Here is a 25,160-nt window from a genome sequence, read left to right as displayed (position 1 = left end):
ATGGACATCACCACGAGCGAAGGGTGGAGGGAGTTCGTTGACTCAACGTACGAACGACCCGCAAGGATCACCCCTCCGGCGCTGCGGAGGATGCCTTCCTCCGAGCGGTGGATCTACAACGAGGCGCGGGCTAGGTATTCACAGGCTGGGGCGTTTGTGAAGACTCCTCAGTACGCGGCCTTCCAATCAGCTGTTCGTGAGCGGGTATACCTCAACCCGCACCGCCAGGTCGGCAAACTTGGTCTGATCCTGTCAGGCGAGCCCGGGCAGGGGAAGACGACGACCTTGCTGCAGATTGGCAAGGAGCACGAACTGCGTCGGCGTCTGATGGGTCGGTCATCAACTGCGGATGGGCGAATCCCCGTGATGTACGTAATGGTGCCGGCGCAGTGCACAGCGAAAGCCATGTTGCTCGAGTTCGTACGGTTCTTTGCGCTCCCCACCATTGCCCGGACGACCTACAACTCGCTGCTTGAGATGGTCGCCAACGCGATTCGGCGCTGCGGAACCGAGTTGATCCTCATCGATGACGTCCACCACCTCGATTTGCAGTACCGGCAGAATCTAGAGGCATCCGACATGCTCAAGCAGCTTTCCGAGCGGTGCGGAGGTACTTTTGTCTACGCCGGTATCGCTGTCGAAGCGACTGGCCTGCTGTCCGGGTCTCGTGAAGGGCAGATACGCAAGAGGTTTGAGCTTTTCACCGCATCGCCCTTCACTATCACGAGCGCTCAGGGGCAGTCTGACTGGGGCGATCTCTTACTCGCGTTGGAAGATTCTCTCTGCCTGCTCAAGCAGAAGCCCGGAAGCATCCTCGAGGTCGCGAAGTCGTTGCACTGGCTCACTGGAGGGGAGATAGGTCCCCTCAAGGACATGCTTCAGCTTTCCGCCTTCAGGGCCATCGACTCTGGCGCGGAACGACTCGACACTTCGGAGTTCGATCGCGAAGTGGAGCGACGCAGGCGAGTCATGGGTGATCGACGATGAACGCACTTCCGGTACGTGTGATCTGTTATCCCGCCGAGGCGACCACTAGCTACTTCACGCGGTTGTGCGCGGCAAACTGCGTTGCCGAACACCTGATGTGGCGATCGCTGTTCGAGCAGTATCCCCGGATAGGAACGGCCGTGAGGCCGCAGTCGATTCCGCGGCTGGTTGAAGCTCTTGGCGGTCTGCCTCCGGGTTCTCTCGTTCGTCGGAGCCGAGAGTTTGTGTCCATGTGCAGACACGATCCAACGCTTTGGGTGCGCGCCTGCACCTTCTGCAACGGTTCGCGTCGTGGACTCCTGTCGTTGTGCCGCCGCTGCACCGCAGGAGAACTCGTGCTCGTGGAACGGCTGACTGGCCCGATCTGCGTGAAGCACGAGCGCTGGCACGCGAATGGCCTCGATATCGACGTGTCCGGGCGGGCGGCTCAACTGAAAGCTCAGAGGCGACTCGACCGCTGGCTGCATCCCATCGCGATCGGACATCGAACCGCGCTCGCAGCAATTGCCCGAGAGGTCATCAACTCCTGGTGGCACCCCCGTAACCGCTCCACGAATCAACTCAGCTTGAGAGACGAGATCGAGGGTCTGCCGCGTTTGTTGGATGTGGTGAGTGCCTTGTGCTCGCCAAGAATGACCGAAGTCATGGCAACAGAGCTGACCGGCCGCGCATTGGCCGGAATCTTGATTCGAATGAGCTACGGTGTCGCCAACGGCCTCGACTCGCGCGCGCTCACGGAAATGATCGCGCCGGTCTACCGTGAAGATGGGAACCTCGATCGATCACTGCCGGAAGATCATGTACTCCATCTGATTGCGCGCAGTTCCACGATCAGGTCAGGTCTTGGCCGCCACTTGAACCGCCGGGCGGAGAGGCCGTCGGATGCGCTGTAGTGGCGAGGCCCTCCAGTGCACCGGAGTTGCGTGAGTGCCCACACCACTAGGCGGCTTAGCTGTGGAGGCGAAGGTCGACAGCGGGTTCAAATCCCACCGTCACCGCCATGGAAGCCCCCGAGAAATCGGGGGCTTTTCCGTATCTGGGGTGGGGCGTGGTGCATTTTTGGTGCAGATTTCGGAGGTGTGCGGGGGGGACGGCGGGGCGCGTCGTTGTCAACGCGGTGACTCGATCTGGGCTCAAATCCCACCGTCACCGTGACCTCGAAGGCTTCGCCCTCCGCCAGCGAGGTTGACGTACCACGCAGACGATGCTCATCGCGCTCAGTCGCTGCACCCCGTGTTTGCCGCTCGTGACTTTGCAGTGGTGCTTTCCCGGGTGCCACGGGGCGGAAACACAGCCAGCGCTTACCCGCTGTCTCGTACGGTCCAGCCGCGTGTGAGCGGGAATGGTCCTGCGTGTGGCTGGAGCGGTGGTGCCGGGCTCTTCAGCGAGCTCATGCATATGCCCGTGAAGAGCGGTGCGGATGCGATCAACGCGATGGTTGCTTGCGCGCCGGGCGGCCGTCTCTCGAGGATCTGAGCCGTCACGCGGATCCCCCCGGTATGACGGTGAGCGCGAGAAGATCGTTGAGGGAGTCGGCGGCGGCAGAACTGGACAACCGGCTCACGATGTCGTGGACCAGTGCCTGTAGAGCGATCGTCGTGTCAACCGAGATGGTGGTGAGGCGGGGGGCCATCAGCGCGCCAATCCGCGTCGCGTCCACCCCCAACAGGGCGACAACCTCAGGAACGCGGCGCTTGATTTCTCGTGCAGCGGCGAGGAGCGCGACCGCCACATCATCGTTGTAGCAGGCGATGGCCACTCCGCGGGGAAGTCCGCTCAAGACGGATACCGCATCGAGAAGGTCGACGGACAGTCGAATCGACTTCGGCGCTGCACGCCCGCTCTCTCGGCAGTAGTCGGCGAGTCCTCGTTCCCGGCTGTCGCCGTAGACGTCAAGACGTGCGTCGTGCAGGTGCGCATACACCAGGTTCTGGTAGCCCTTCGATGCGAGGTGCTCCCCTTGGAGTCGACCGATGCGATAATTCACATCTTCTGCTGCGGCGAGATCGATCAGGGTGACGCCGCTCGCTTCTATGGACTCTCGCTCCGCAGCAGTGGCAGCGACGAAGGGCGCGATCACCGCACGCGGCCGAATCGTGGTGATGAAGTGCTCGAGCAGTTCGACTGGCGAACTCGAGAAACGCAGAACGAGCGTCAGGCCGACTCGAGCGAGTTCCGCAGTGAGAACATCGACGACGTCTTGCAAGTTGGCGCCGAACGTCGTGTTGGGTACAAGGGCGACGATGACGTCGCTCGTTCCGGTGGCAAGAGGCTGTATCCGGAGCACAGCGTCGATCAGGTGGTCGACGCCGTGCTCGCGCTCGGGCCGTCACTCGTGGCGGTGGCGCGGGGAGACCGTGGAGCCGTCATCGCCAACTCCACTGCGCACGTGGAGATCCCCCCGGTGCTCGTCGAGGCCGTCGATACGATCGGCGCGGGGGACACCTTCATGGCCTCGTCGATCCGATCGGTGCTCGAACACGGAAGCCGAGGGGCTGGGACAACGGGTGCTCGAGCGCGTCGGACACGATGCTGTGTGCGCTGCGGCGATCACCGTCTCGCGCCCCGGAGCCGATCTGCCATGGGAGTCGGAGCTTCGTCAGACGAACCAGTGATCAGTTCTCGGGGTGCAGGCCAGCGCTCCACCCGGTGGACCGGATCCACCCGGCGAAGTCGAGGGCGGCGGGCTCGAACGCACGCACCACCGAGAGGTCCGACGGGTGTTCTGCCATCTTCGCGAACTGTCGGAACATCGCCCGGTCGAGCTCGCTGGGAAGCATGCTCACCGGGACGGCCTCGTACCGTGCCGGCAGCCCGGCGTGCGCGCCGAACGCCGCGGCCATCTGAGGGCCCGTCAGCTCGTCGCCGACAAGCTCGACGGCGCCGCCGGGCGCCTCCGCGGCCCCCAGTAGGAGCGCGGCGGCCACCCGGCCGATGTCTCTGAGCGAGATCATCTTCACGGCGACGTCCTCCGGCAACGGCAGCCGCAGCACGATCTCTCCGTTCTCCAGGCTCGGCGACATCACTTCCATGAACGGGGTCGGTCGCATCACCGTGACTCTGAGGCCGGACTCGGTCAGGTGCTGCTCGATCGCGCGCTTCGAGTCGTGGTGCGGCACACCCGACTCCTGGTCCGCGCCGAAGACAGAATTGAACACCACGTGCGGCACGCGAGCCGCAGCCGCCGCGTCGACGAGCGCGGTTCCGATCCGGATCTCGGCCTCCACCTCTTCGAGGGTGTTGGCCTCCGGGGTCATGAAGGAGAACGCCTCGACCTCCGTCAGTGCGCCGACCAACGACCCGGAGTCATCGGTCCGGATGACCGCCAACTCGATGCCACGGGCGGCCAGCGCGCGAGCGCGGTCGGACCGCGGATCGCGGACGAGCGCCCGCACGGGAGCCCCCTTGTCCAGCAGGGCGTCGACCACCGCCCCACCTTGGTGCCCGGTCGCGCCGAATACTGCGATCTTGCCGGTCGTCCGTGTGCTCATCGCTGCCACCCTTCACTAGTTCATGGCATGAATAAAACTAGTTCATGCCATGAACTAGGTCAAGGTGAAGGCTTGCGAACTCTACTGTGCGACGGTCGGATTCGAGGTCGATGGTGACAGGGGGGAGGTGTCCGCTATGGCGGTGGCCACTCGCGCGAAGTCGCGCTGGTCGTCGGCGTCCAGGTCTTTCGCGATCTCGGGGAGGCGCCGGGAGATCTCGGCGAACACGGCCTCGGCGAGAAGCTTCCCCGCAGGCGTCGTGCTGAGCATCACGACCCGTCCGTCCTGCTCTGAGCTCGCCCTGGTGACCAACTCGAGCCGCGAGGTGCGATCGACCAGCTGGCTCAGAGCGTTCTTGGTCATGCCCAACGACGCGGCGAGGTCGGCCATCTGCCGCGGCGTGTTCCTGACCGCGCAGATCAGAGTGGCCTGCGAGGGGGTCAGATCGAACTCGGCGCAGACCTGCGCGTACTTCCGTTGGATCACGACCGAGAGCCAGAAGAGCTTGTCGCCGTAATCCACGTTGGCCTCCCCGTTCATCGACGAACGATCAGCCTACTGGTCACGGCAGGCGGATCGCGGCGCACTCGAATCGCCCCGCGCAGATCGGCGAGCGGCCGGAGGTCAGCTCGTCGGGATCGCCTTCTCGTCGTGTTCGCCGCAGAACTCGCGCCACCTCGCCGCTCAGCGTCGAACACTCGAACACGGGCAACGCCCTATCCGCTTGACTGCCGGAGCTGGGTGGGCGGCCGAGTGCCGGGGTGGCGTGACCGATACCTACGAGAGGGTGAAGCGGCGAGCGCATGCGAGCTACGAATTCCTCCGCGAGGCGTGTGGCGGAGACGTCGGCTGTTGTGGCCTTTCGGCCCGCCGATGCCTATTGCTCACCCGCGAAGGCCTTTTCGGAGCGGTCGCTGTGCGCTCATTTCGGCTGGCTGGGAAGCCGATGACTCAGGTCGTTTCGGCTAGGTCGAGCTCCAGGGCGAGTTCCATGCACCGCCAGCGTGCGGGGGAGAAGTCGTAGGGCATCATTCGGACGGCCTCGGCGAGGGTCGTCGACCCGCGCGACGCACCGGTATCGGCGGCAGCGGGGTGCGCCTCGTCCCAGGTGTCGAGCCGGGCGTGGTCGGCCTGGGCCAGGCCGGCGCTCTCGATGACCGTGCGGAGGGCGGTCTCGAAGGCGTGTCGGTCGGCGGCCACCTCCGCGACGCGGGGGTCGTCGATCGCGACCGAGTCGTCGAGAGCTTCTTCGGCGGCGTTGATGCGGTCAGAGTCTTCTCGCAGGTCTGGGTGAGTGGCCAGGGCGATGAAACGCGATGCCTGAACGGACGCGACGGGGGCGCCGAAGATCCGCTCGGTCACGAGCAGGGTGTCCAGGTCGTCCTGCCGCAGGGCGTCCTCGGGTAGGTCTGCGAGGCGGTCGCTCACGACATCGGAGAGCACGCCCAATCGGCTGCCCTGCGCACGCATTCGCTGCACGGCGGTCCGCTGCTGCTCGATCTCGGCCTGCCGGGCGACGAGGGACTCCTCCAGCCGGTCCAGGATGCGCGCGACGTCGACGGCGCTGTCGTTGTCGCTGTGGGTAGCGTCGGGTGCGAACGTGAAAGCGTCGCGGATGTCATCGAGGGCGATGCCGGCGTCGGCCATGCGTCGTATCCACAGCAGTCGGATCATCTCGTCGTAGCCGTAGCGGCGGCGGTCATCGCTCCCGCGCTCGGGCTCCGGAAGCAGACCGATCTGGTGGTAGTGACGGATCGCCCGCGGAGTGGTGCCGACAAAGGTCGCGGCATCCCCGATCGCGACTCGGCGAGGGGGGATGAATGACGAGAACATGTGTGGAGCCTTTCCTCGGTGGACGGGATGCATCCACTGCACCACATGACGCTACGGAAGGTGCAACTCCGCGCTCAGCGCCTCGGGCCGATCCTCCCCGCCGCAAAAGAACGTTCCGTTGCGGTCAGCCGCTGCATGCTCGGTATCGACGACATCCGGTCGCCGTCGCTCCCTCGAGATCGTCGCACTGATCGATCGAGTACGCTCTGTACCAATCGGTAAAGAGCCGGTGGTGACATCGAGGAGCGACTCATGGACGCCCGTCCGCCCCTTCCCCCCTTCACGGCAGAGACCGCAGCACACAAAGCGAGAGCGGCCGAGGATGCCTGGAACACCCGAGATCCCGAGCGAGTCTCTCTGGCCTACACCGTCGATAGCGCCTGGCGGAACCGTGACCAGTTCGTGAGCGGACGCGCCGAAATTGTGACGCTGCTCACCGAGAAGTGGAGCCGGGAGCTGGACTACCGGCTCATCAAAGAAGTCTGGGCATACGAGGGCAACCGGATCGCTGTCCGCTTCATCTACGAGTCTCACAATGCAGCTGGGCAGTGGTTCCGCTCGTTCGGAAATGAGAACTGGGAGTTCGACGAGCACGGTCTGATGCGTCGCCGGCTTGCGGCGATCAACGACGTTCCGATCGACGAGACCGACCGGCTCCTCCATTGGCCCCTCGGCCCGCGACCGGCCGACCACCCGGGACTGACTGAGTTGGGCATATAGCGGCCGTGGCCAAGCCCTCGACGACGCGCGAGGCCGTGATCCCACTCTTGGCAGAAGCGTTCCGCGAGCACGGGTACGAGGGGGCGAGTATGGCCATTCTTCAGGACGCGTCCAGCCTCGGCCGCGGGAGCCTCTACCACTTCTTTCCCGGGGGTAAGGAAGAGATGGCCGCGGCGGTCCTCGCCGACATCCAGGCGTGGTTCGACGAGCGGATCTTCGCGCCGCTGCGCGCCACCAGCACCAGCAAGGAGGACGCGCGTCAGGGCATCCACACCATGTTCGGTGAGGTGCGGGCCTACTTCCGCTCCGGTCGGCGGGTGTGTCTCCCCGGCGCATTCGCCGTCGGTCGAGAACGCGACCGGTTCGATCAGGCCGTGCGCGGCTATTTCACGGAATGGGTCGACGTGCTCACTGCCGCTCTGGATGCCACGGGAGCATCGGAGTCCCGCTCGCGCGCGCTTCAACTGATCGCTACTGTTCAGGGCGGCATCATCCTCGCCCGCGCCCTCAACGATCCGGACGCGTTCGACACCGCTGTCAACTCCGCGCGATCTCTGAACCCGCGTGGTTGTCGATCTCTGCGGTCGTGAGCTCGAAGGGCGCGTCGTCGAAGTCCGAGAGGGGACCTTGGCGCTGAAGGAGCATCGCCGACTGGGCGAGCGACACTTCGACGCCTGGGTGGCCTGATCCCGTCCTCCGCGTTCGATCGAAGGCGGACGCGAGCTCGCTGCATGCTCGAGCGCGGGGAGGCGAATGGCTTCGCGGGGACCTTTGTTCAGCTCTTGGCACGGCGCGCGTGCGTGCGCGCCTTCATCCTGTTGCCGCAGACCGCCATGGAGCACCACTTTGCGGTGCCCGGGCGGCTGTGATCGACGAGAAACTGCGTGCATTCGTCATTCGCGCATGCACGGAGGCGACCGGGGAACTCTGTGATGACGTTCGACCAGGCCAGCACGACCCCCGCCACAAGGCGGTCGTCTTCGGGAACGTGAAGTTCCCAGACCACGCCACTCGGGGTTATGCGCGGCGTCCGCACGGCATCGTCGAGGACGCCCGCGAGCTCGCCAACAGCTGTTCCATCATCTTCGCGGACGATGGTCTGTAACGCCCGTCGCACTCGTGTCAGGAGCGCTAGCTCATCCGCGGACCCTTTTCCGCCCCAACTGCGCGCGAGCTCTCGCCCGGCTGCTCCTTCGAGACCGTCTGTTGGCACGCCCTCGATGACAGGCGCGCTATTGAGCAAGGCCAGCAGCAGCTCCTCGTCTCGAAGCATCTCTTCTCCATTCTCTCGCGACGCCTGGCGTCATGAATCTATGTTAGCGTCTTGCTAACCAGTAAAACAATCTAAAGGGGTTAGCAATGGTCACTGTCCACCACCACACCGTCTCCATCGACGGGCTCGACGTCTTCTACCGCGAAGCCGGCCCTGCCGACGCCCCCGTGCTCCTGCTCCTGCACGGATACCCGACCAGCTCCCACATGTTCCGGCACCTCATCCCGGCACTGGCCGACCACTACCGCGTCATCGCTCCGGACCACATCGGGTTCGGACGCTCCTCTGCGCCCTCGGTGGGCGAGTTCGAGTACACCTTCGAGGCACTCGCACGAGTAACCGCCCGGTTCCTCTCCACCCTCGGGGTGACGCAGTACACGATCTATGTCCAGGATTACGGCGCCCCTATCGGCTGGCGCCTGGCCCTTGCCGACCCTGCTGCCGTCGTCGGGGTCATTTCTCAGAATGGCAACGCGTACGAAGAGGGCTTCGTGCCGAGCTTCTGGAACCCGATCTGGGCCGACGCAGCCGAACGGACCGCCGAGACGCGTGACGCGCTCCGTCCCGCCCTCGGGCGGGAAGCGGTCGAATGGCAGTACACCCACGGCGTCCCGGACCCGACCACCGTCGACCCGGACGCATGGGAGCACGACCTCGCGCTCCTCGCCCGACCCGGACAAGACGACGTGCAGCTGGCACTCTTCCGCGACTACGCCACCAACCGAGACCTCTACCCCGCGGTGCAGGCCTGGCTCCGCACCTCCCACGTGCCTGTTCTTGCGATCTGGGGGCGCAACGACGAGATCTTCGACGCCGCCGGCGCCAGGGCGTTCACCCGCGACGCCCCCAACGCTCGCGTCGAGCTCATTGACGGCGGACACTTCCTGCTCGAATCTGATCTTGACCGCGTCGCTGCAACGATCAAGAGCTGGCTCGGGAACGAGTGACCACAGTGCGGGAGGCGCCTTGATCTATCAACTGTCGGGCCGCTGAGCGATCGTGACCTGGACCAGCTTCTCGTCGTGCTTTCCGCAGGACTCGCGGACCACGAGTTCGAACGATGCAGTTTCATGCACCGGGGTCTCCGTTCGCTTCGCCAGCAGTGTGAGCACGCGCTCTGCCATGTCGGCCACCGGCTGGCGCACGGTTGTCAGCGGGGGAAAGGTGTAGGCGGAGTGCTCGGTGCCGTCGAATCCGGTCACGGCGATGTCGTCGGGGATGGCCAGGCCGAGGCGGTGGCAGGCGAACATGACGCCGTGCGCCTGCTCGTCGGTCGAGCAGTAGAAGGCGCGGGGTCGAGAAGGGCGAGCGAGGATGTCGAGCGCGACCTGAGCGGCGTGGGCCCGTGATATCTCGGTCTGGAGCTCGACCGTCTCCACGGGCTGCTCATGCGCCTGGACCGCCCGGAAGAAGCCCTCGCGGTGCTGACGGGAGCCTGCCGATTCGTGTGGACCGTTGAGGAGCGCGATGGAGCGGTACCCGTGCTCGAGAAGGTGTGCGGTCGCCGCCTGCGCTGCAGCGCGGTAGTCGATCGATATCGACGATGTCTGTTGTCCGGGATCGACGGGATGCAGGACAGCGATCGGGATACCTGCTTCGGTGAACGGGCGGAGATCTGGTGTATCGGAAAGGGACACCATGACCACCGAGTCGACCCGCCGCTCGACGAAGGCCGCCACGTGTGACTGCTCCCGTTCGAGGTTGAGCCCGGAGTCGCCGATCAGGAGAAGGTTGCCATGGGTGGCCGCTGCCTCCTCGAGCGCGCGGGCGAGCTCGCCGAAGAACCTGTTGGCGATGTCGGGCACGATCAGCCCGACCGAAAGGGTTCGACCGAAACTCAGCGCGCGAGCAAGCGCATTGGGGTGATAGTTGAGTTCGGTGGCGGCGAGCAGCACCTTCTCGCGGGTGGTCGGCGCCACGTTGCGGGGGCCGTTGTTGAACACATAGCTGACGACCGCCGTCGAGGTGCCCGCCCGATCCGCGACGTCCTTCGCAGTGACCACGTGTTCCCCCTCCACTAAGCGGTTAGATATCGAGAGGTCAGCGTAGCATCGCGCGCATGCTGACCTCTCTTGATTCGGATGCAATCAGCCGCTATAGTCCATCTAACCGCATCGTCTAACCGCATAGATTCATGCATGTTCGAAGGAGAAAAGCAGATGAAGCGACACATCGCCCTGATCGCCGGGCTGGGCGTTGCCGCCCTTGCGCTGTCGAGCTGCTCGGGCTCAAACGCCGGCTCGCAGGACTCCGAAGACGCGTCGGGTGTCGTCAGGTTCCTGGGACCCGAAGACCCCAAGACGTTCGCCCCGGTGATCGCCGCGTTCGAAGAGAGCCACCCGGATATCACGGTCGAGTATGCGCAGGTGCCCTTCGACCAGTACGCGAGCACACTCCAGCAGCGGCTTTCGGCCAAGGATGACACCATCGACGTGTTCGCCGTGGACCAGCCGAACCTTGCGCAGATGGCGGCGCAGGGCTTCCTGGAGGACCTGAGCGCCCTGAAAGACGACGCGAAGGAGGCGACGTCTGAGGCGCAGTACAACATCAACATCTACGACGACAAGATGTACGCGCTGTCGATCTGGAACTCGACGCAGATGATGTTCTACAACAAGGATCTTCTGGCCGCAGCGGGTATCGAAGGGCCCTCCGCCGATCCGGCGGAGAGGTGGACCTGGGAGCAGACGGTCGACGCCGCACGCGCAGCCCAGGAGGCCGGGGCCGAGTCCGGCCTTCTGCTGGAACAGGTCGAGGCGTACTACCAGCTGCAGCCCCTCATCGAATCCGCCGGGGGTGGCTCTGGCATCTCAGGACCGGAGATGCTCGACCTCGACGTCACCGACGACGGCTGGGAGAAGGCGCTGTCCTGGTACGCGGAGTCGTTCGAATCGGGTTTGTCGCCTCGCGGCGTCGGCGGATTCCAGACGAGTGCCGTCTTCACCGACCAGAAGGTCGCGTTCTTCGTGGGCGGTCCATGGGACGTCGGCGGATTCGCCGCCAACGCGACGTTCGACTGGGGCATCGCCCCGCACCCGTATTTCGAAGGCGGAGCAGAGGTGACTCCCACAGGCTCATGGTCGTGGGGCATCAACACCGCATCGAAGAACAAGACTGCTGCGCAGGAGTTCCTCGAGTTCGCCGCTCTCGACCCGACCGGAAGTCTCGCCACCACAGCGGCGACGACGATCATCCCCGCGAACTCCGAGGCGGCCGCGGAGTATCTGCCCACGCTCGAGGGCCTGGCAGGAGATCACGGCGTCGGTGTCGGGGACCTCATCTCCTTCGAGATCGACAACACCGCCGTCGCTCGCCCGGTATCGGTGGGGTACGTCCAGTTCGAGTCGCTCATCAACAAGGCCTTCGCGGACATCCGCAACGGTGCCGATGCAGCGGAGCGTCTCGAGCAGGCGCAGACGCAGATCGAGGATGCCTGGAGCCAGCTGCAATGAGCATCATGACAAGGGGTGCGGAAACTGTCGACGACAGTTCCCGCACCCACGGGGCGGGCGGGCGACGTCGGAGAAGGAGCGTGGCCGGGGTGGCCCTGCTCTTCCTCCTGCCCGCACTGGTCGCATTGTTGCTGCTGAGACTGGCGCCGGCCGGCGTCGCGCTCGTCGACAGCTTGTCTCGGACGACACTGCTGGGGGGAACCTCCTTCGTCGGGCTCGGGAACTACCTCGAACTCTTCGCCAACGCCGACTTCCAGAACTCCCTGGCCGTGACCCTTCTCTTCGCGGTCATCATCAACCCTCTTCAGATCGCGGCGGCGTTCCTCCTCGCCATCCTCTTCACCCGCCGAGCGGCCGGCTCGAAGTTCTGGCGCTCGATGGTGATCCTCCCCATCGCCGTGCCGCCCGCGGTCTCCGCCGTCGTCTGGAGTGTCATCTACCGCCCGGATGGACTCGCCAACGGGTTCCTCGCGGTCATCGGCATACCCCCGCAGCCATTCCTCACCTCGCCATACCAAGCCCTGCTGTCGATCATGATCCTGCTGTCGTGGATCGGCGTCGGGTACTGGATGATGTTCCTCATCGCAGGCCTCAACGACATCCCTGCCTCGTACTACGAGGCGGCATCCCTCGACGGAGCCTCCTGGTGGCGGCAGACCTGGTCGATCACGCTCCCGCTGCTGCGCAGACCGCTCGCCTTCGTGCTCGTGGCCGACACCGTGTCGAACTTCCTCGTCTTCGCTCCGGTGCAGATCCTCACCAAGGGCGGACCGAACGGCTCCACCAACCTTCTGATGCACGATCTCTACACGCGGGCGTACACCTTCGGTGACATCAACAAAGCGCAGGCCGAGGTCGTCATCCTCGTGCTCATCACCGTCGTGATCGTCGCCGCGCAGTTCCGCCTGCTCAAGACGGAGGACCAGTCATGACCACGATGACCTCGACGCGACGGAGCTTCTCGCGCCAGACGATCCTGCTCATCTGGTCGACCCTCCTCGCAGTTACCGTCGGCATCGCGTTCCTCATCCCGCTGTGGTGGACGTTCGTCAATTCTCTCCGCCCCGGCTCGGAGACCTTCAGTTATCTGAATCCGCTGCAGTGGCAGACGTTCTTCACCACCACCCCCACGCTGGACAACTACGCCGCGCTGCTCGACAGCGATCTCGGCCGGGCGATCCTCAACTCGCTGTTCGTGAGTGTCGTGACCGTCATCGTCGGTCTCATCGTGTGCGCCACCGCGGCCTTCGGCCTCTCGGCGTTCCGGTTCCGGGGACAGGCGGCGCTCTTCTCGGTCGTCATCCTTTCCTTCCTCATCCCCTTCGACGCGATCGCGATACCCCTCGCCGCGATGTTCCGGGACTGGCAGCTGCAGAACACCTTCCTCGGCCTCATCCTCCCGGGTATCGGCAACGGGATGGCGATCTTCCTCTTGCGGACGTTCTTCCTCGCGATACCGGAGGAGCTCGTCGAGGCGGGACGTCTGGACGGCCTCGGCTGGTGGGGCATCTTCACCCGCATCTATCTGCCGCTGTCGCGCCCCGCACTCATCGGCGCGGGCCTGATGCTCTTCCTGTTCCAGTGGCAGGCCTACGTGTGGCCGCTCCTGATGGGCACCGACGAGGGCCACATCCTCGGCCCGGTCGCCCTCTCGAACATGCAAGGACAATTCCAAGTCGACTACGGCGTTCTGTTCGCCGCATCGATGGTCCTCGTCCTCATCCCGCTGGCGATCATCCTCGGTTTCCAGCGGTACTTCATCCAGTCGGTCAGCACGACCGGGCTGAAGTAGCCCCCGATCCATGAAAGGCACACACCAGATGTCTGCAGCCCACCGCGTCATCCTCGACACCGACATCGGAACGGATGTCGATGACCTGATGGCCCTGGCGCTGATCCTCGGCTCACCGAGTATCGACCTGATCGGCGTCACCACGGTCTACGGCGACACGACGCTGCGCGGTCGGATGACCAAGCGCATCGCCGAGATCGCGGGCGTCGATCTGCCGGTGCATGCGGGCGAGACCGCAACGCTCTCGGGTCGCGAGGTCTGGTGGGCGGGACACGAGGCGAAGCTCTACAACGACCTCGATCGCCACCGGCTCGACGGGACCGACGCGGTCGGCCAGCTCATCGACGCGGTCTGCGCTGTCCCGAAAACCGTTGATGTCATGGCCATCGGTCCGTTGACCAATATTGCTGCGGCGATCGAGAGGGACTCGCGGTTCGTCTCGTCCGTGCGACATCTGTGGGTGATGGGCGGTTCCTTCTCCGATGATGAGCCGGAGCACAACTTCCGCAGCGATGCCGCAGCGGCATCGATCGTCTTCGACTCCGGCATCCCCATGACGATCGCGGGACTGGAGGTCACTCGCCTCATCGAGATAGGCCGAGATGCGCTCGCCCGGATGAGTGCGTCCGGGCCGCTGGGGCGGACCATCGAGGCCGAGATCACCCAGTGGTGGGAGTTCTGGGGCACGGAATGGAACGTCCCTCATGATCCCGTGACAGTGCTGACCATGACGCACCCGGAACTCTTCGAGTTCTCGCCGGAGGGTCGGGTGGAGATCCTCCGAGGCGATGGCGATGAAGGCATCAGCAGGTTCCACGCTGGGGAGGGCCATACCCGAATCGTGACCGCACTCGATGCGGCTGCAGTCGCCGATGCGGTCGTGTCGGGCATCGCCGCAGCGTCGAGTCGGTCGCAAACGGGAGACCGCGTATGAGCGGGCAAGTGAAGCTTGCCGTCATCGGAGCGATCAATGTCGATCTCACCGCGCGGGTGGACAGGGCGCCCGAACGGGGTGAGACGGTCGGAGACGGTCGTCTCACCCGAGAAGCGGGCGGCAAGGGAGCCAATCAGGCGGTCGCAGCCGCGCGTCTCGGCGCTTCTGTCCGCCTTCTGGGCGCCGTGGGAGACGACCCCGACGGTCAAGAGATGCGATCTGAGCTCAAGCGGGCAGGGGTCGACATCACCTCCGTGCAGAGCGTCACCGCGGCTACTGGCACGGCGCTGATCGTCGTCGACGCGAAAGGTGAGAACTCCATCGTGGTGTGTCCCGGCGCCAACGCGAGTATCGACGCCGGCGAGCTCCGTGTGCCTCCGGGGGAGTCCGTTCTCGCTCAGCTGGAGGTCAGCGATGATGTCGTCGTAGCGGCGGCGATGCAGGCGACAGGATTGTTCGCGCTGAACGCGTCACCCGTGCGTGCGATCCCGCCGATCATTCTTCGGAGGACGGATCTCTTCATCGTCAACGAGACCGAGTTCGCACAGCTGCCGGAACTGCATGATGCGCCGCTTCTCGCCGTCACCCTGGGCGCGGAAGGCGCTGTGCTGTTCGAGCATGGAACGGAGATCGCGCGCGCAGCGGGGCACGCCGTGGAGGTACGGAATTCTGTGGGAGCGGGCGATGCCTTTGCCGCAGCGCTCGTGATCGGCATCGCCCGCGGTGACTCATACTCCTCCGCGCTGCAGCGCGCTTGTGCAGTCGGAGCTGCTGCCGTCGCCGATGACCGGTCGCAGCCGGAACTCCAGGCGCTGGATTCTTATGCCGTGTGAGGCGACTGAACCACTTGCTCGGCCCGTCTTCATCGACTGTGACACGGGCATCGACGACGCTCTTGCGATCGCGTATCTCATCGCCGACCCACGAGTGGAGATCGTCGGCATCGGCACGGTCTCAGGAAACGTGTCAGCCGCGGGGGCTGCCGTCAATACGCTCCATCTCTTGGCGGACGCGGGTCGCCCGGACATCCCCGTCGCACTCGGGCACATGCATCCGCGCGTCGGGCAGTTCCAAGGAGGTGCGCCCCACGTGCACGGTCGCGACGGCATGGGCGACATCGACCGTCGTCTTCCACCGGGAGATCTGGAAAGCGGATCCGCGGTGGCGCTCTTGGAGCACCTCGTCGGCGAGCACCCGGGTCTGTCCGTGCTGGCCCTCGGGCCGCTGACCAATCTCGCCGACGTCGTCGAGTCGCGTCCGCACGTCGTAGACGCGATCAGCCGGGTAGTGGTGATGGGGGGTGCTTTCGAGCACCCCGGCAACGTCAGCCCCGTCGCGGAGGCGAACATCTCGAACGACCCGGAAGCCGCTGCGCTGGTGTTCTCAGCCGGCTGGCCGGTCACGATCGTACCGCTCGACGTGACGATGGGGCACGCACTGACTGCAGAGCATGTCACTGAGCTGGCGTCGATGCGGGGAGCCATCCCCGCGACGCTCGCTCAGATGCTCGAGACGTACCTGGACTTCTATGCCGGCGTGTACGGAACTCGCCAGTGTGCGTTGCACGACCCGCTGGCCGCGATGATCCTCTCGGGTGCGCTCTGCGTCACCGAGTCGGTGAACAGCGGTGTCGAAACGCTGCTCACCGGCGCAGACCGCGGCCGAACAGTGCTCCAGTCTGCGCCCCCCTCTGACGAACGAGAGATCGTGTTGAAGGTGGATCGAGAAGGCGCGGAGTGTCTGTTGTCAACGCTGAGCGCCCACTCCTGGCCGGAGGAGTGACCGCGTCAGGCTCAGGCGGCTGCAGCTCGCGGTGATCGGGATCGATGACGTCGAAGAGGGTCGCTTCACCCGCCCGTCGCTCAGCACAACCCGTCACTGCCTGCAGGCGCAGGAAGATGACGCGCCCTCGTTTCAGACCGGACCTCGCGAACTCGTCTGTCCGATCAGGTGTTGTTGAGGACGAGATCGTGGATGTCGCGGCTGCGCAGCACGTTCGCGGCATAGCGTTCGGCGAGCGGTCCCGTCACGGGTTCGCTGATGATCAGAGGGACGAGCTGTTCATAGCGGCCGCCGTGCGAGCGCAGGGCACTGTGGAGCTGTGTGAGATCGTGGGCGGACGCGGTGCGGCCGAGTGCGGTGTCCGCCGCGGCAGTGACGGCGAGGTCGCCGATGCGATCGAGAGGATGTTCGTAGATCGTCGCTGAGGCTTCGCGGTCCCAGACCTCCTCGATGCCAGGGATCGCGGCGAGGGCCTGGCGGGCGCGTTCGCGATCGGCGTCGTCGAGGTAGATCCAGGCGAAGGAACCGAGCGCTCCATGGTGCTTGGTGTACGGGTCGGTGATCGGGAGCACGATCTCATTTATGCGAATGCCCGCGTCGCGAAGCGCGTCTTCCAGGTAGATGACCCGCGCCTCTCCGTTGTCATCGTGCTTGCTGTTCATGCCATGATCGGCGGTGATCGCAACGAGGCATCCCGCATCGAGGTAGTCGCCGAGGAGCCGGTCGAACTCGATGAAGAAGTCGTCCGCGAGCTCCTCACCCGGCGCGGACGCGTGCTGAACGCGGTCGGTGAGGGAGACGTAGATCAGCTTCAGCTGCGGGGCGCGCTGCAGAGCTGCGAGGCCGATGCGCATCGCGTAGTGGCTTGCGCGCGGTTCGTAGACGCCGGGTGCGGCCTCGCCGACGAGCTCCTCTACGTCCTCGATGCCGTAGGCGGCGAGGCTGGCGCCGGCAGCGCGTTCCACGCTGACCGAGGGGACGCCTCCGTTGCCGAGCAGCAGGCGCAACTTGTCTTTGGTCGTCACCATCAGCGTGGGCACGCCGGCCGCCTCGAACGCCGCGTGGATGCTCGGGGATCGCAGGAATCGAGGGTCGTTGAGCAGTTCGAGCGTGCCGTCGGGGAGTCGGCAGTAGTTGCCGGGGATGCCGTGGATCGCCGGAGAGACGCCCGTGACGATCGAGATGTTGTTGGGGTTGGTGAGGCTGGGCATCTCGGAGGCGCCGAGGGCGTACGAGCCCCCGTACGCGAGCATCGCGGCCAGGCGAGGCATGATGTCCCGCCTGAGGGCGTCATCGAAGTAGCGCGGGTCTCCGCCGTCGACGGTGAAGACGACGGTCGTGCGCTCTGGGATCGTGTAGGTGCGGTCGTTGACGGTGACGGTGCTCATACGGAGCTGCCTTTCTTCAGGTGAGCGAGGAAGAGCTCCTCGATCAGGTGCGGTGTGCGGTTCGGACGGCGGATCAGAGAGATGGGGCGCGCCGGAACCGGGGTCGGGAGCTCTATCTCGGCGACGGCGCCGGCCCGCAGGTGGATCTCGACGACGGATCGGGAGAGGCAGGTGATCCCGAGCCCGTGCGACACGGCCGCGAGGATCGCGGAGGTGCCCGTGAGCGTGCTGTGCTGCGCGGCAGGGATCTGCCACTGCTCGGCGAGTCGAAGCTGGTGCTCACGGGTGCCGGATCCGCGTTCGCGGAGCAGGAGACGAGTGCCGTGCAGTGTCGCCGGGTCGACCCTCTGGCCGGCCAGGAGATGGTCCGGCGCGATGATGACCGCCTGCTGCTCCATCGCGATCGGCTCGCAGACGAGGCGCGGATCATCGCTGACACCTGCGATGAGGGCGAACGGCAGAGCACCGTCGATGACCTGAGCGACGATGTGCTCGGTGCGGGCGACGACGACATCGACATCGACATCCGGGTAGCTCGTGAGGAAGCCCGCCAGCGCGCGGGGGAGGGCATGTTCGGTGGCTGTGGTGGTCGCTCCGGCACGCAACATGCCGCCGACGGGCGCGTCGCGGGCCCTGGCGACACCGTCGAGCACCTCGTCCGCGCTCGCCAGCAGGGCTCGGCCGTGATCGACGAGCGTGCGTCCTGCATCGGTGACCTGGAACCGTCGTGCATCGCGTTCGATGAGACGCGCCGCGACGTCTGTCTCGAGTTGGCTGACCGCCGCGGAGACGGATGACTGCGCTATTCCCAGCGCGCGTGCGGCGGCCGTGACACCACCGAGATCGACGACGCGGATGAAGGTCTGCAGGCGCTGCAGGTTCAGGGTCACTGCGAGATCCTCTCGACCAGAACCGGTCCGCGCGCGGCGGGATCGTCGAGCTGATCGTCCGAGACCGGCATCTCCCGGCCGCTCATGATCGCGTTGGCCGCGGATGCGGAGATCTCTCCCTGCCAGCGAGCGATCACCAGACCGGCGACGGCATTGCCCAGCGAGTTGACCACGGCGCGGCATTCCGACATGAAGCGGTCGATGCCGAGCACGAGCATGGTCCCGGCGACGGGGATGAGACCGGTCGATGCCACCGTCGCGTTCAGCATCACGAAGCCGCCGCCGGTCACACCTCCCGTGCCTTTCGACGAGAGCAGCATGATGGCCAGCAGGAGCAGCTGCTGTCCCAGATCGAGGTCGATGCCCAGTGCCTGGGCGATGAACACCGTCGTGAGCGACAGGTAGATCGAGGTGCCGTCGAGGTTGAAGGAGTAGCCGGCACTGACGCTGACGCCCGCTGTGCCCTTGTCGACGCCGACGCGCTCGAGCTTGCGGATGATTCCCGGCAGGGCGACCTCCGATGAGGAGGCGCCGAGTGCGAGGAGCACCTCCTCGCGGAAGTAGCGCAGGGTGTGCAGCGGGTTCAGGCGGGTGAGGAGAAGGGCGCCGCCCAGGACGATCACGATGAAGAGTGCGGAGGTCGCGTAGAACGTGCCGATGAGCTTGAGCAGTCCGGTGATCACCGCCGCACCGTGGGCGCCGACCGTGTACGCCATCGCTCCGAACACGCCGATCGGTGCGAGATAGGTGACGAAGCGCACGATCGTGAACAGCACGGTGCTGAGTCGCTCGACACCCCGCGCGACGACCCTCGCCGGCTCTCCGACGACGGTGAGCGCGATACCGAACAGCACGGAGAAGACGAGGATCTGCAGAATCGAGCCGGTCGCGAAACTCTCGACGATGTTCGACGGGATAAGCGGGGTGAAGTAGTCCGACCACCGCATTCCCTGCGCTGCGTCGATCCGCTCCGCGGCGTCCGCCGACACCTCGAGGGACGCAGGGTCCACCCGTAGGTCCGCACCGGGACGCACGACGTTGACAGCGACGAGCCCGAAAATCATGGCGATCGTCGTGACCACCTCGAAGTAGATCAGGGAGCGCATCGCCACCGCGCCGAGCTTTCGCAGATCACTGACGGCGGCGATGCCTGCGACGACCATGCAGAAGATGATCGGGCCGAGCAGCATCGTGATCAGCGCGATGAACGCTTCTCCGATCGGCTCGAGAGACGCCCCGAACTCCGGGGCGAGAAATCCGACGACGATGCCGGCGAGCATCCCGGCGACCACCCAGACATACAGATGCTGGAACCATCGGGACCGCTTCGGCGACACGGATTCACGAGACACGGCTACCCCCAGAAGGATTCGACCCGAGACGTTCGGGCGGTACCCAGGATCTGCGGACGCCGAGGCATGGAGGAGTACGCGGGACAGCTCGTCGATCAACGAAAGGTGAACGTGCTGCGAACCGCTGCTGTCTCCCATCGGCTGAGGCGATGATCCGCATGGTCGCCAGCGGCGATTCCGCGGGCGTCTCGCCTGTCCGACGTCGTCGACGAGGCTCGTGGATAGACTGCCTCGGCGGGGGCATGGGGGGAGGGAGCGCGGATGGACGGTGCGAGAGGCGAAGATCGGGTGATCCTCGTACACGGGTGGCCGGGGCTTGCGTCGGACCATGACGCGGTGAGAGGTGCGCTTCAGCCCGCGACGGTCATCGTGCCCGATCTCCGCGGATTCGGAGCGGCATTCGACGGCGACCTTCCGCTGGCGGAGGCCACGGCCGACGCGCACGCGCGTCGTCTTCTCGAGGCGCTCGAGGCGCTCGAGAGCGACGGTGCGGGTGGTCGCACCGTCATCGCCGGATACGACATCGGCAGCCGCATCGCTCAGGCGGCCCTCCGCCTCGACCCGTCGCGTTTCGACGGTGCCGTGCTCACTCCGGGGTATCCGGGTATCGGAGACCGAGCTGCGGCGCCGGCCCTCGCGCCGGTGTTCTGGTACCAGCACTTCCATCGCGAGCCGATCGCCGTCGAGCTGATCGACGGCAACCCCGACGCGGTGGCTCGGTATCTCGACCATCTCTGGAGTGCCTGGAGCGGCCCCGCTGCGCCGACGGCCCACCCGCACCGCGAGCACCTCATCGAGGCCTACTCGCGACCGGGAGCGTTCGCTGCGAGCATTCAGTGGTACCTCGCGAACCGTGGGTATGCAGGCGATCCTCCGACGATCGAGACACCCACGCTCATGCTCTGGCCGACGGATGACCCGCTGTTCCCGATCGAGTGGGCAGACCGGTTGAGCGACCACTTCACCGACATCGCCCTCCGACCCGTCGACGGGAGCGGGCACTTCGTGCCGCTCGAAGCGCCGTCGGCATTCGTCGACGCGATACGCTCTCTCCTCGCCCGCTGACCCGACGTCGAGCGGACGGGCTCACGCTGCTCTGGTCGAGGTGCGGATGCGGTAGAGACTGCTCGTGGCTGCGATGAACAGGTCTGTGCCGTCGTCGCCGCCGAAGCAGAGGTTGGCGACGACCTCCGGCACGGCGATGAAGAGGAGCTCCGTGCCTTCTCTGTCGAACACATGCACACCGTCGCCGGCAGAGGACCACACCCGACCCTCCACATCGACGGCGATCCCGTCGGGCAGACCGACCTCGATCGAGGCGAAGTGCCGACCCCCGCTCGCTCGTGCTCCGTCGACGTCGTAGGCGCGGATCCAGTGCCCTGGCCCGTCACCGAGACCTGCGGCGGTGTCGGTGACGTACACCGTGCGTCCGTCGGGCGAGAACGCGATGCCGTTCGGGCGATCGATGTCATCGATCACTGCCGTGAGACCGTCCTGCGCCGACCAGCGGAAGACACGGCAGTCGCCGTACTCGCGGACGCCGGGATGCCCCTCGTGCGGTTGCACGATCCCGTAGTCGGGATCCGTGAACCAGTACGAGCCGTCGGGCGCGACGGCGACGTCATTGGGGGAGTTGAGGCGGTGTTCCCCCCACCGGGCGACGATCTCGGTGACCGTTCCGTCCGGAGCCTCCCGCTCCAGGCGTCGTCGCCCGTGCGAGCACTGCACGACACTGCCGTCACGGTCGAGTGCGCGCCCGTTGGTGAACTCCACCTCATCGCGGTGCACCTCGACCGATCCCGTCGAGGCATGCCAGCGCAGAATGCGGTTCCCGGGGATGTCGCTCCACCGCACCACGCGCTCGTCGGGGATCCAGAGCGGTCCCTCGCTCCAGGTCGCCCCCGAGCCCAGGAGCTCGATGGCCGCGCCGGGGCGGATCAGATCGGTGTCAGTCGTCATCGGTGTTCTCCTGGATCTCGGTGTAGGCGACTCGCACGGCGCCGGCGATGCGACCGGCGTCGGGGTAGTGGGGGAGAAGGGCATCGGTGATCTCTGCCACGGTGTCCTCGACCGTGCGGCCGGCCGCGAGCGCAGCGGAGGTGCGCCGATGCACGTCGCGGAAGTAGAGACGGTACCCTTCGATCAGTTCGCCGCCCCCGACGGGGCCGTGGCTGGGCACGATGATCCTGGCGGACATCTCCCCGAGCACGTCGAGGCTCCGCACCCAATGGCGCATGCTCGACCGGGAGCTCGCGAAGGCCGGCGGCGGCTTCATGGCGATGTCGCCGGAGAACAGCACCGCGTCTTCGACGACGTGGGCGACGGTGTCACCCGGCGTGTGGTTCGCACCCATCGACCTCAGCAGGACGCGAACTCCTCCGAGGTCCAGCTCCAGAGCATCGTCGAACACGATGTCGGCGTCGCGGAAGGCGGCACCCTCGAGCAGGTCGGCGTAGTCGCTCGATCGCCGACGGAAGTCGGCCGCGATGCGCAGGCCCTCCTCCGCGATCTCCGCGACCTGGCTGCGCGTCCGGATCATCACCGTCTCGGTGGGGAAGGCACCTGCTCCGAGGTCGTGCTCCGGATGGACATGCGTGGTCATGAGTCGTTGAGGACGGCCGGGCGCGACCGACATCACGGCGTCGAGCACGCGGCATCCGTTGCGTTCTCCGATTCCGGTGTCGATGACGAGGACGGCCCTGTCGCCGACGACGACCCCGACGTTCGGAACCCCCGGCACGCTCTCGTCGGGGATGACATGCACGTGCTCGGTCAACTGCACGAGGTTCTCCGGCCGCACGAGGGGAGCGGGCCAGCCCGACACCGTCATGAGGGCAGCACCGACGTCGATTCGCGGACGACGATCTCGCAGTCGTGCGCGATCTCGCCCCGGAGGTCGTTGCCCTCGAGGATGCTGAGCACCGCCTGCGCGGCGACCCGACCGAGCTCGTCGAGCCGCGGATCTATCGTCGTGAGCATCGGGCGCGAGGCGAGTGCCATGACGTCCCAGTTGTCGAAGCCGACCACCGACACGTCCTCCGGCACCCTGATCGATTCCTGTTGAAGCTGCTCCACGACGCCGCGCGCGATCTGATCGCTGCCGCAGAACACCGCGTCGAAGGGGGTGTCGGACCGCGCGAGGATGCTCGCGGCCTGGCGTCCCCACGCCTCGCTCCATTCGCCCCACATGACGGCGCCCTCGGTGTGTTCGATGCCCGCCTCCGTGAGCTGCGCCGTCATCCCCGCGTGACGCAGCCGCGCCGAGAGGTGCTTCTGTGGGCCCGAGACGTAGGCGATCCGCCGGCGACCGAGTGACAGCAGGTGTGTCACGGCGAGGCGTGCGCCCTGCTCGTCGTCGATGACGATGGAGAGATCCTCCGGCCGCTGTGAGGGGGACAGCACGTAGCAGACCGGCACACGCGTGGGGATTCCGATGGGTGCCCGTGCCTCCGCGCGTCGACCGGTGACGATGATCGCGTCGACACGGCGGGCGAGAAAGGTCTGCAGGTGATGGTTCTCGCGGATCGGATCTCCGCGCCCGTCGGCGAGCAGCACGGATATGCGTCCCGCGCTCAGCGCATCTTCGACGCCGAGCATCATCGGGATGGCGAAGCGCGTGAAGCTGTCCGTCGTCAGGAGGCCGATCGTGTACGACCGTGTGGCGCGGGGCTCCCGGCGGCGTGGTCGAGCCGAGTAGCCGAGGCGTTGCGCCACGTCGACGATCCGCGCTCGAGTGTCCTCGCGCATCCGGCCGCTTCCGCCCAGCGCCTTGGACACGGTGCTGATGGACACGCCTGCTTCGCGGGCGACATCCGAGATGGTGGGATGAGAAAGATCCGGCATCGTTGCCCTCCTTGCGCAAGAGTTTTCTCTCTATTCACAAAAGAGTCAATCCTCATTTTTGGGAAAGTAGAGGAAAAAGCTTGGTGCTCAGGTCAGCGTGGCCCGAAACTGACATCACAGCCGGTCCATCTCAATGAGGAGTAAAAATGACTGCAGTACGAAGGGTTATCGTCGGCGGTGCCGGTCTGATGACTGCCGCCCTGATCCTGACCGCATGCGGCGGCGCATCGACGTCGGGGTCGGAGGATGTCGACGAACTCACGATGTGGGCGCGGTCTTCCACCCAGGACTACACGCAGGCGCTGGTCGATGCGTACAACGAGACTCATGACACGCAGATCGCGCTCACCATCGTCGCGTCAGACAGCTTCCAGCAGAAGGTCGGTGCCGCAGCCGGTGCCGGGTCGCTCCCCGACATCCTCGCCTCCGACGTCGTCTACGCGCCGAACTATGCGAAGCAGTCCGTCTACATGGACATCACCGACCGGATCGCCTCGCTGCCCTTCGCGGACGACCTCGTCTCGGCGCACGTGGAAGCATCGACCTTCGACGGAAAGACCTATGCGGTGCCGCACAAGGTCGACTCCAGCTTCATCTTCTACAACAAGGATCTCTTCGCCGCCGCGGGTCTCGATCCCGAGAGCCCGCCCACGACCTACGACGAGATCTACGAGGCGGCGAAGGCCGTCACCGCTCTCGGTGGCGACACCTACGGCTTCTACTTCCCCGGCAACTGCGCAGGGTGCAACGCCTACACCTCGTTCGGCGTGGCTCGCGCCGCGGAGGAACTCCCCATCAGCACGGACGGGAAGACCGCCGACATCGACAGCGACGCTCTGACGGAGTGGTTCGGTCTGTACCAGAGGCTCTTCGCTGACGGGCTCGTCCCCTCCGGTGCGACGACGGGAGACACCACCACCCAGCAGGAACCCTTCCTGCAGGGCAAGGTCGCCATGTGGCCGAACGGCTCGTACTCGATCCCGACCGTGAACGAGACCGTCGACTTCGAATGGGGTTACATGCCGCTGGCGACCGCGGACGGCTCGGCCACCGGCACATTCGTCGGAGGTGACGTCATCGGAATCTCCAGCACGACGAAGAACGCGGATGCCGCCTGGGACTTCATCGAATGGACGCTCGAGGACGAAGCGCAGGTCGACATCGTCGCGAAGGACGGCAACCTCCCGGTCCGCGTCGACCTCTCCGACAACGAATACACCGCGGCCGATCCTCGTCTTACGGAGATCACCGAAGGCATGGAGAACGGCTACACGCCGTCGACGCTCCCCTACGGCGAGGCGATCAACTCCCCGAACGGACCGTGGTTGACCGCGATGCGCGGCGTCGTCTTCAACGACGACCCCGATGCTCTCGCCCAGGGACAGAAGGCCGTGCAGACACTGTTGGATGGAGCGAACTGACC

General features: G+C 65.7%; 25 protein-coding genes and 1 pseudogene. 14 read left to right on the top strand and 12 right to left on the bottom strand.

Translation table 11 applies throughout. The annotated features are described in order from the left end of the window. The gene (locus ASD43_RS01855) at positions 1 to 987 is read left to right on the top strand and encodes an ATP-binding protein (protein ID WP_056412814.1); all 987 of its coding nucleotides are present in this window, start codon (positions 1 to 3) and stop codon (positions 985 to 987) included. Next, the gene (locus ASD43_RS17090) at positions 984 to 1,880 is read left to right on the top strand and encodes a hypothetical protein (RefSeq protein WP_157550703.1); all 897 of its coding nucleotides are present in this window, start codon (positions 984 to 986) and stop codon (positions 1,878 to 1,880) included. Before ASD43_RS01855 ends, ASD43_RS17090 begins: the two co-directional genes overlap by 4 nt. 587 nt (positions 1,881 to 2,467) lie before the next feature. Here ASD43_RS17090 and ASD43_RS01845 read toward each other — a convergent pair. Further along, entirely contained in the window at positions 2,468 to 3,274 is an 807-nt protein-coding gene (locus ASD43_RS01845; protein WP_056412808.1) for a substrate-binding domain-containing protein, read from the bottom strand. Between the two features lie 12 nt (positions 3,275 to 3,286). On the opposite strand from ASD43_RS01845, the pseudogene ASD43_RS17660 reads away from it, so the two are divergent. Beyond that, a pseudogene (locus ASD43_RS17660) lies at positions 3,287 to 3,460 on the top strand (PfkB family carbohydrate kinase); the annotation flags it as partial. A 142-nt stretch (positions 3,461 to 3,602) separates the two neighbouring features. Here the strand turns inward: ASD43_RS17660 and ASD43_RS01840 are convergent. The 3 genes from ASD43_RS01840 to ASD43_RS01830 form a co-directional block, all read right to left on the bottom strand. Beyond that, positions 3,603 to 4,478, bottom strand: a complete 876-nt coding sequence (locus tag ASD43_RS01840) for an NmrA/HSCARG family protein (protein WP_056412805.1) — start codon at positions 4,476 to 4,478, stop codon at positions 3,603 to 3,605. A gap of 81 nt (positions 4,479 to 4,559) precedes the next feature. After that, positions 4,560 to 5,018: a MarR family winged helix-turn-helix transcriptional regulator gene (locus ASD43_RS01835; protein ID WP_200946549.1), complete on the bottom strand. Its 459-nt coding sequence runs from the start codon at positions 5,016 to 5,018 to the stop codon at positions 4,560 to 4,562. A gap of 411 nt (positions 5,019 to 5,429) precedes the next feature. Continuing rightward, positions 5,430 to 6,311, bottom strand: coding sequence for a helix-turn-helix domain-containing protein (locus tag ASD43_RS01830; RefSeq protein WP_056412803.1), 882 nt, complete (start codon positions 6,309 to 6,311; stop codon positions 5,430 to 5,432). Between the two features lie 252 nt (positions 6,312 to 6,563). Here ASD43_RS01830 and ASD43_RS01825 point away from each other — a divergent pair, with 252 nt between their 5' ends. Together ASD43_RS01825 and ASD43_RS01820 are read left to right on the top strand one after the other, a co-directional pair. After that, entirely contained in the window at positions 6,564 to 7,031 is a 468-nt protein-coding gene (locus ASD43_RS01825) for a nuclear transport factor 2 family protein (RefSeq protein ID WP_056412800.1), read from the top strand. Positions 7,032 to 7,036: 5 nt separating this feature from the next. After that, on the top strand, positions 7,037 to 7,621 hold the full coding sequence (locus ASD43_RS01820) for a TetR/AcrR family transcriptional regulator (protein ID WP_056412796.1): 585 nt from the start codon (positions 7,037 to 7,039) through the stop codon (positions 7,619 to 7,621). A gap of 185 nt (positions 7,622 to 7,806) precedes the next feature. Here the strand turns inward: ASD43_RS01820 and ASD43_RS16845 are convergent, their stop codons facing one another. Further along, positions 7,807 to 8,304, bottom strand: coding sequence for a CGNR zinc finger domain-containing protein (locus tag ASD43_RS16845; protein WP_082539186.1), 498 nt, complete (start codon positions 8,302 to 8,304; stop codon positions 7,807 to 7,809). 86 nt (positions 8,305 to 8,390) lie between these two features. Between ASD43_RS16845 and ASD43_RS01810 the strand changes: the two genes are divergently transcribed. Next, entirely contained in the window at positions 8,391 to 9,251 is an 861-nt protein-coding gene (locus ASD43_RS01810; protein ID WP_056412791.1) for an alpha/beta fold hydrolase, read from the top strand. A gap of 27 nt (positions 9,252 to 9,278) precedes the next feature. On the opposite strand, the gene ASD43_RS01805 is transcribed toward ASD43_RS01810, so the two are convergent. After that, positions 9,279 to 10,307, bottom strand: coding sequence for a LacI family DNA-binding transcriptional regulator (locus ASD43_RS01805; protein ID WP_056412787.1), 1,029 nt, complete (start codon positions 10,305 to 10,307; stop codon positions 9,279 to 9,281). 156 nt (positions 10,308 to 10,463) lie between these two features. On the opposite strand from ASD43_RS01805, the gene ASD43_RS01800 reads away from it, so the two are divergent. From ASD43_RS01800 to ASD43_RS01775, 6 genes are all read left to right on the top strand, one after another. Beyond that, positions 10,464 to 11,756, top strand: coding sequence for a sugar ABC transporter substrate-binding protein (locus tag ASD43_RS01800; protein ID WP_056412785.1), 1,293 nt, complete (start codon positions 10,464 to 10,466; stop codon positions 11,754 to 11,756). An 80-nt stretch (positions 11,757 to 11,836) separates the two neighbouring features. Continuing rightward, complete coding sequence (locus ASD43_RS01795; protein WP_200946548.1) at positions 11,837 to 12,688, top strand: carbohydrate ABC transporter permease; 852 nt, start codon at positions 11,837 to 11,839, stop codon at positions 12,686 to 12,688. Next, the gene (locus ASD43_RS01790; RefSeq protein WP_056412779.1) at positions 12,685 to 13,548 is read left to right on the top strand and encodes a carbohydrate ABC transporter permease; all 864 of its coding nucleotides are present in this window, start codon (positions 12,685 to 12,687) and stop codon (positions 13,546 to 13,548) included. The genes ASD43_RS01795 and ASD43_RS01790 overlap by 4 nt, the downstream gene beginning before the upstream one ends. 28 nt (positions 13,549 to 13,576) lie before the next feature. Beyond that, positions 13,577 to 14,482, top strand: coding sequence for a nucleoside hydrolase (locus tag ASD43_RS01785; protein WP_056412776.1), 906 nt, complete (start codon positions 13,577 to 13,579; stop codon positions 14,480 to 14,482). Positions 14,483 to 14,490: 8 nt separating this feature from the next. Continuing rightward, positions 14,491 to 15,315, top strand: a complete 825-nt coding sequence (locus ASD43_RS01780; RefSeq protein WP_327043705.1) for a ribokinase — start codon at positions 14,491 to 14,493, stop codon at positions 15,313 to 15,315. Beyond that, entirely contained in the window at positions 15,266 to 16,264 is a 999-nt protein-coding gene (locus tag ASD43_RS01775) for a nucleoside hydrolase (RefSeq protein WP_235563998.1), read from the top strand. Before ASD43_RS01780 ends, ASD43_RS01775 begins: the two co-directional genes overlap by 50 nt. 164 nt (positions 16,265 to 16,428) lie before the next feature. Here ASD43_RS01775 and ASD43_RS01770 read toward each other — a convergent pair whose 3' ends face one another. The 3 genes from ASD43_RS01770 to ASD43_RS01760 are packed head-to-tail and all read right to left on the bottom strand — an operon-like array spanning position 16,429 to position 19,879. Beyond that, positions 16,429 to 17,652 carry an alkaline phosphatase family protein gene (locus ASD43_RS01770; protein ID WP_056412768.1) on the bottom strand — a complete coding sequence of 408 codons (1,224 nt, stop codon included), beginning with the start codon at positions 17,650 to 17,652 and terminating at the stop codon, positions 16,429 to 16,431. Beyond that, positions 17,649 to 18,542: a LysR family transcriptional regulator gene (locus tag ASD43_RS01765; protein WP_056412765.1), complete on the bottom strand. Its 894-nt coding sequence runs from the start codon at positions 18,540 to 18,542 to the stop codon at positions 17,649 to 17,651. Before ASD43_RS01765 ends, ASD43_RS01770 begins: the two co-directional genes overlap by 4 nt. Continuing rightward, a complete protein-coding gene (locus ASD43_RS01760) occupies positions 18,539 to 19,879 on the bottom strand; it encodes a cation:dicarboxylate symporter family transporter (RefSeq protein WP_056412761.1) in 1,341 nt (446 codons plus the stop codon). Before ASD43_RS01760 ends, ASD43_RS01765 begins: the two co-directional genes overlap by 4 nt. A gap of 276 nt (positions 19,880 to 20,155) precedes the next feature. Between ASD43_RS01760 and ASD43_RS01755 the strand changes: the two genes are divergently transcribed. Next, the gene (locus ASD43_RS01755; protein ID WP_056412759.1) at positions 20,156 to 20,959 is read left to right on the top strand and encodes an alpha/beta fold hydrolase; all 804 of its coding nucleotides are present in this window, start codon (positions 20,156 to 20,158) and stop codon (positions 20,957 to 20,959) included. 21 nt (positions 20,960 to 20,980) lie between these two features. On the opposite strand, the gene ASD43_RS01750 is transcribed toward ASD43_RS01755, so the two are convergent. The 3 genes from ASD43_RS01750 to ASD43_RS01740 are packed head-to-tail and all read right to left on the bottom strand — an operon-like array spanning position 20,981 to position 23,737. Continuing rightward, entirely contained in the window at positions 20,981 to 21,853 is an 873-nt protein-coding gene (locus tag ASD43_RS01750) for an SMP-30/gluconolactonase/LRE family protein (protein ID WP_056412756.1), read from the bottom strand. Beyond that, a complete protein-coding gene (locus ASD43_RS01745; protein ID WP_056412751.1) occupies positions 21,843 to 22,724 on the bottom strand; it encodes an MBL fold metallo-hydrolase in 882 nt (293 codons plus the stop codon). The genes ASD43_RS01750 and ASD43_RS01745 overlap by 11 nt, the downstream gene beginning before the upstream one ends. Continuing rightward, a complete protein-coding gene (locus tag ASD43_RS01740) occupies positions 22,721 to 23,737 on the bottom strand; it encodes a LacI family DNA-binding transcriptional regulator (protein WP_056412748.1) in 1,017 nt (338 codons plus the stop codon). Before ASD43_RS01740 ends, ASD43_RS01745 begins: the two co-directional genes overlap by 4 nt. A 146-nt stretch (positions 23,738 to 23,883) precedes the next feature. On the opposite strand from ASD43_RS01740, the gene ASD43_RS01735 reads away from it, so the two are divergent. Continuing rightward, a complete protein-coding gene (locus ASD43_RS01735) occupies positions 23,884 to 25,158 on the top strand; it encodes an ABC transporter substrate-binding protein (RefSeq protein WP_082539180.1) in 1,275 nt (424 codons plus the stop codon). Positions 25,159 to 25,160 lie beyond the last annotated feature (2 nt).

It is taken from the genome of Microbacterium sp. Root553 (assembly GCF_001426995.1).
In the GTDB taxonomy this organism is placed as follows: Bacteria; Actinomycetota; Actinomycetes; order Actinomycetales; family Microbacteriaceae; genus Microbacterium.
This window is presented reverse-complemented; position numbering and strand designations above follow the sequence as displayed.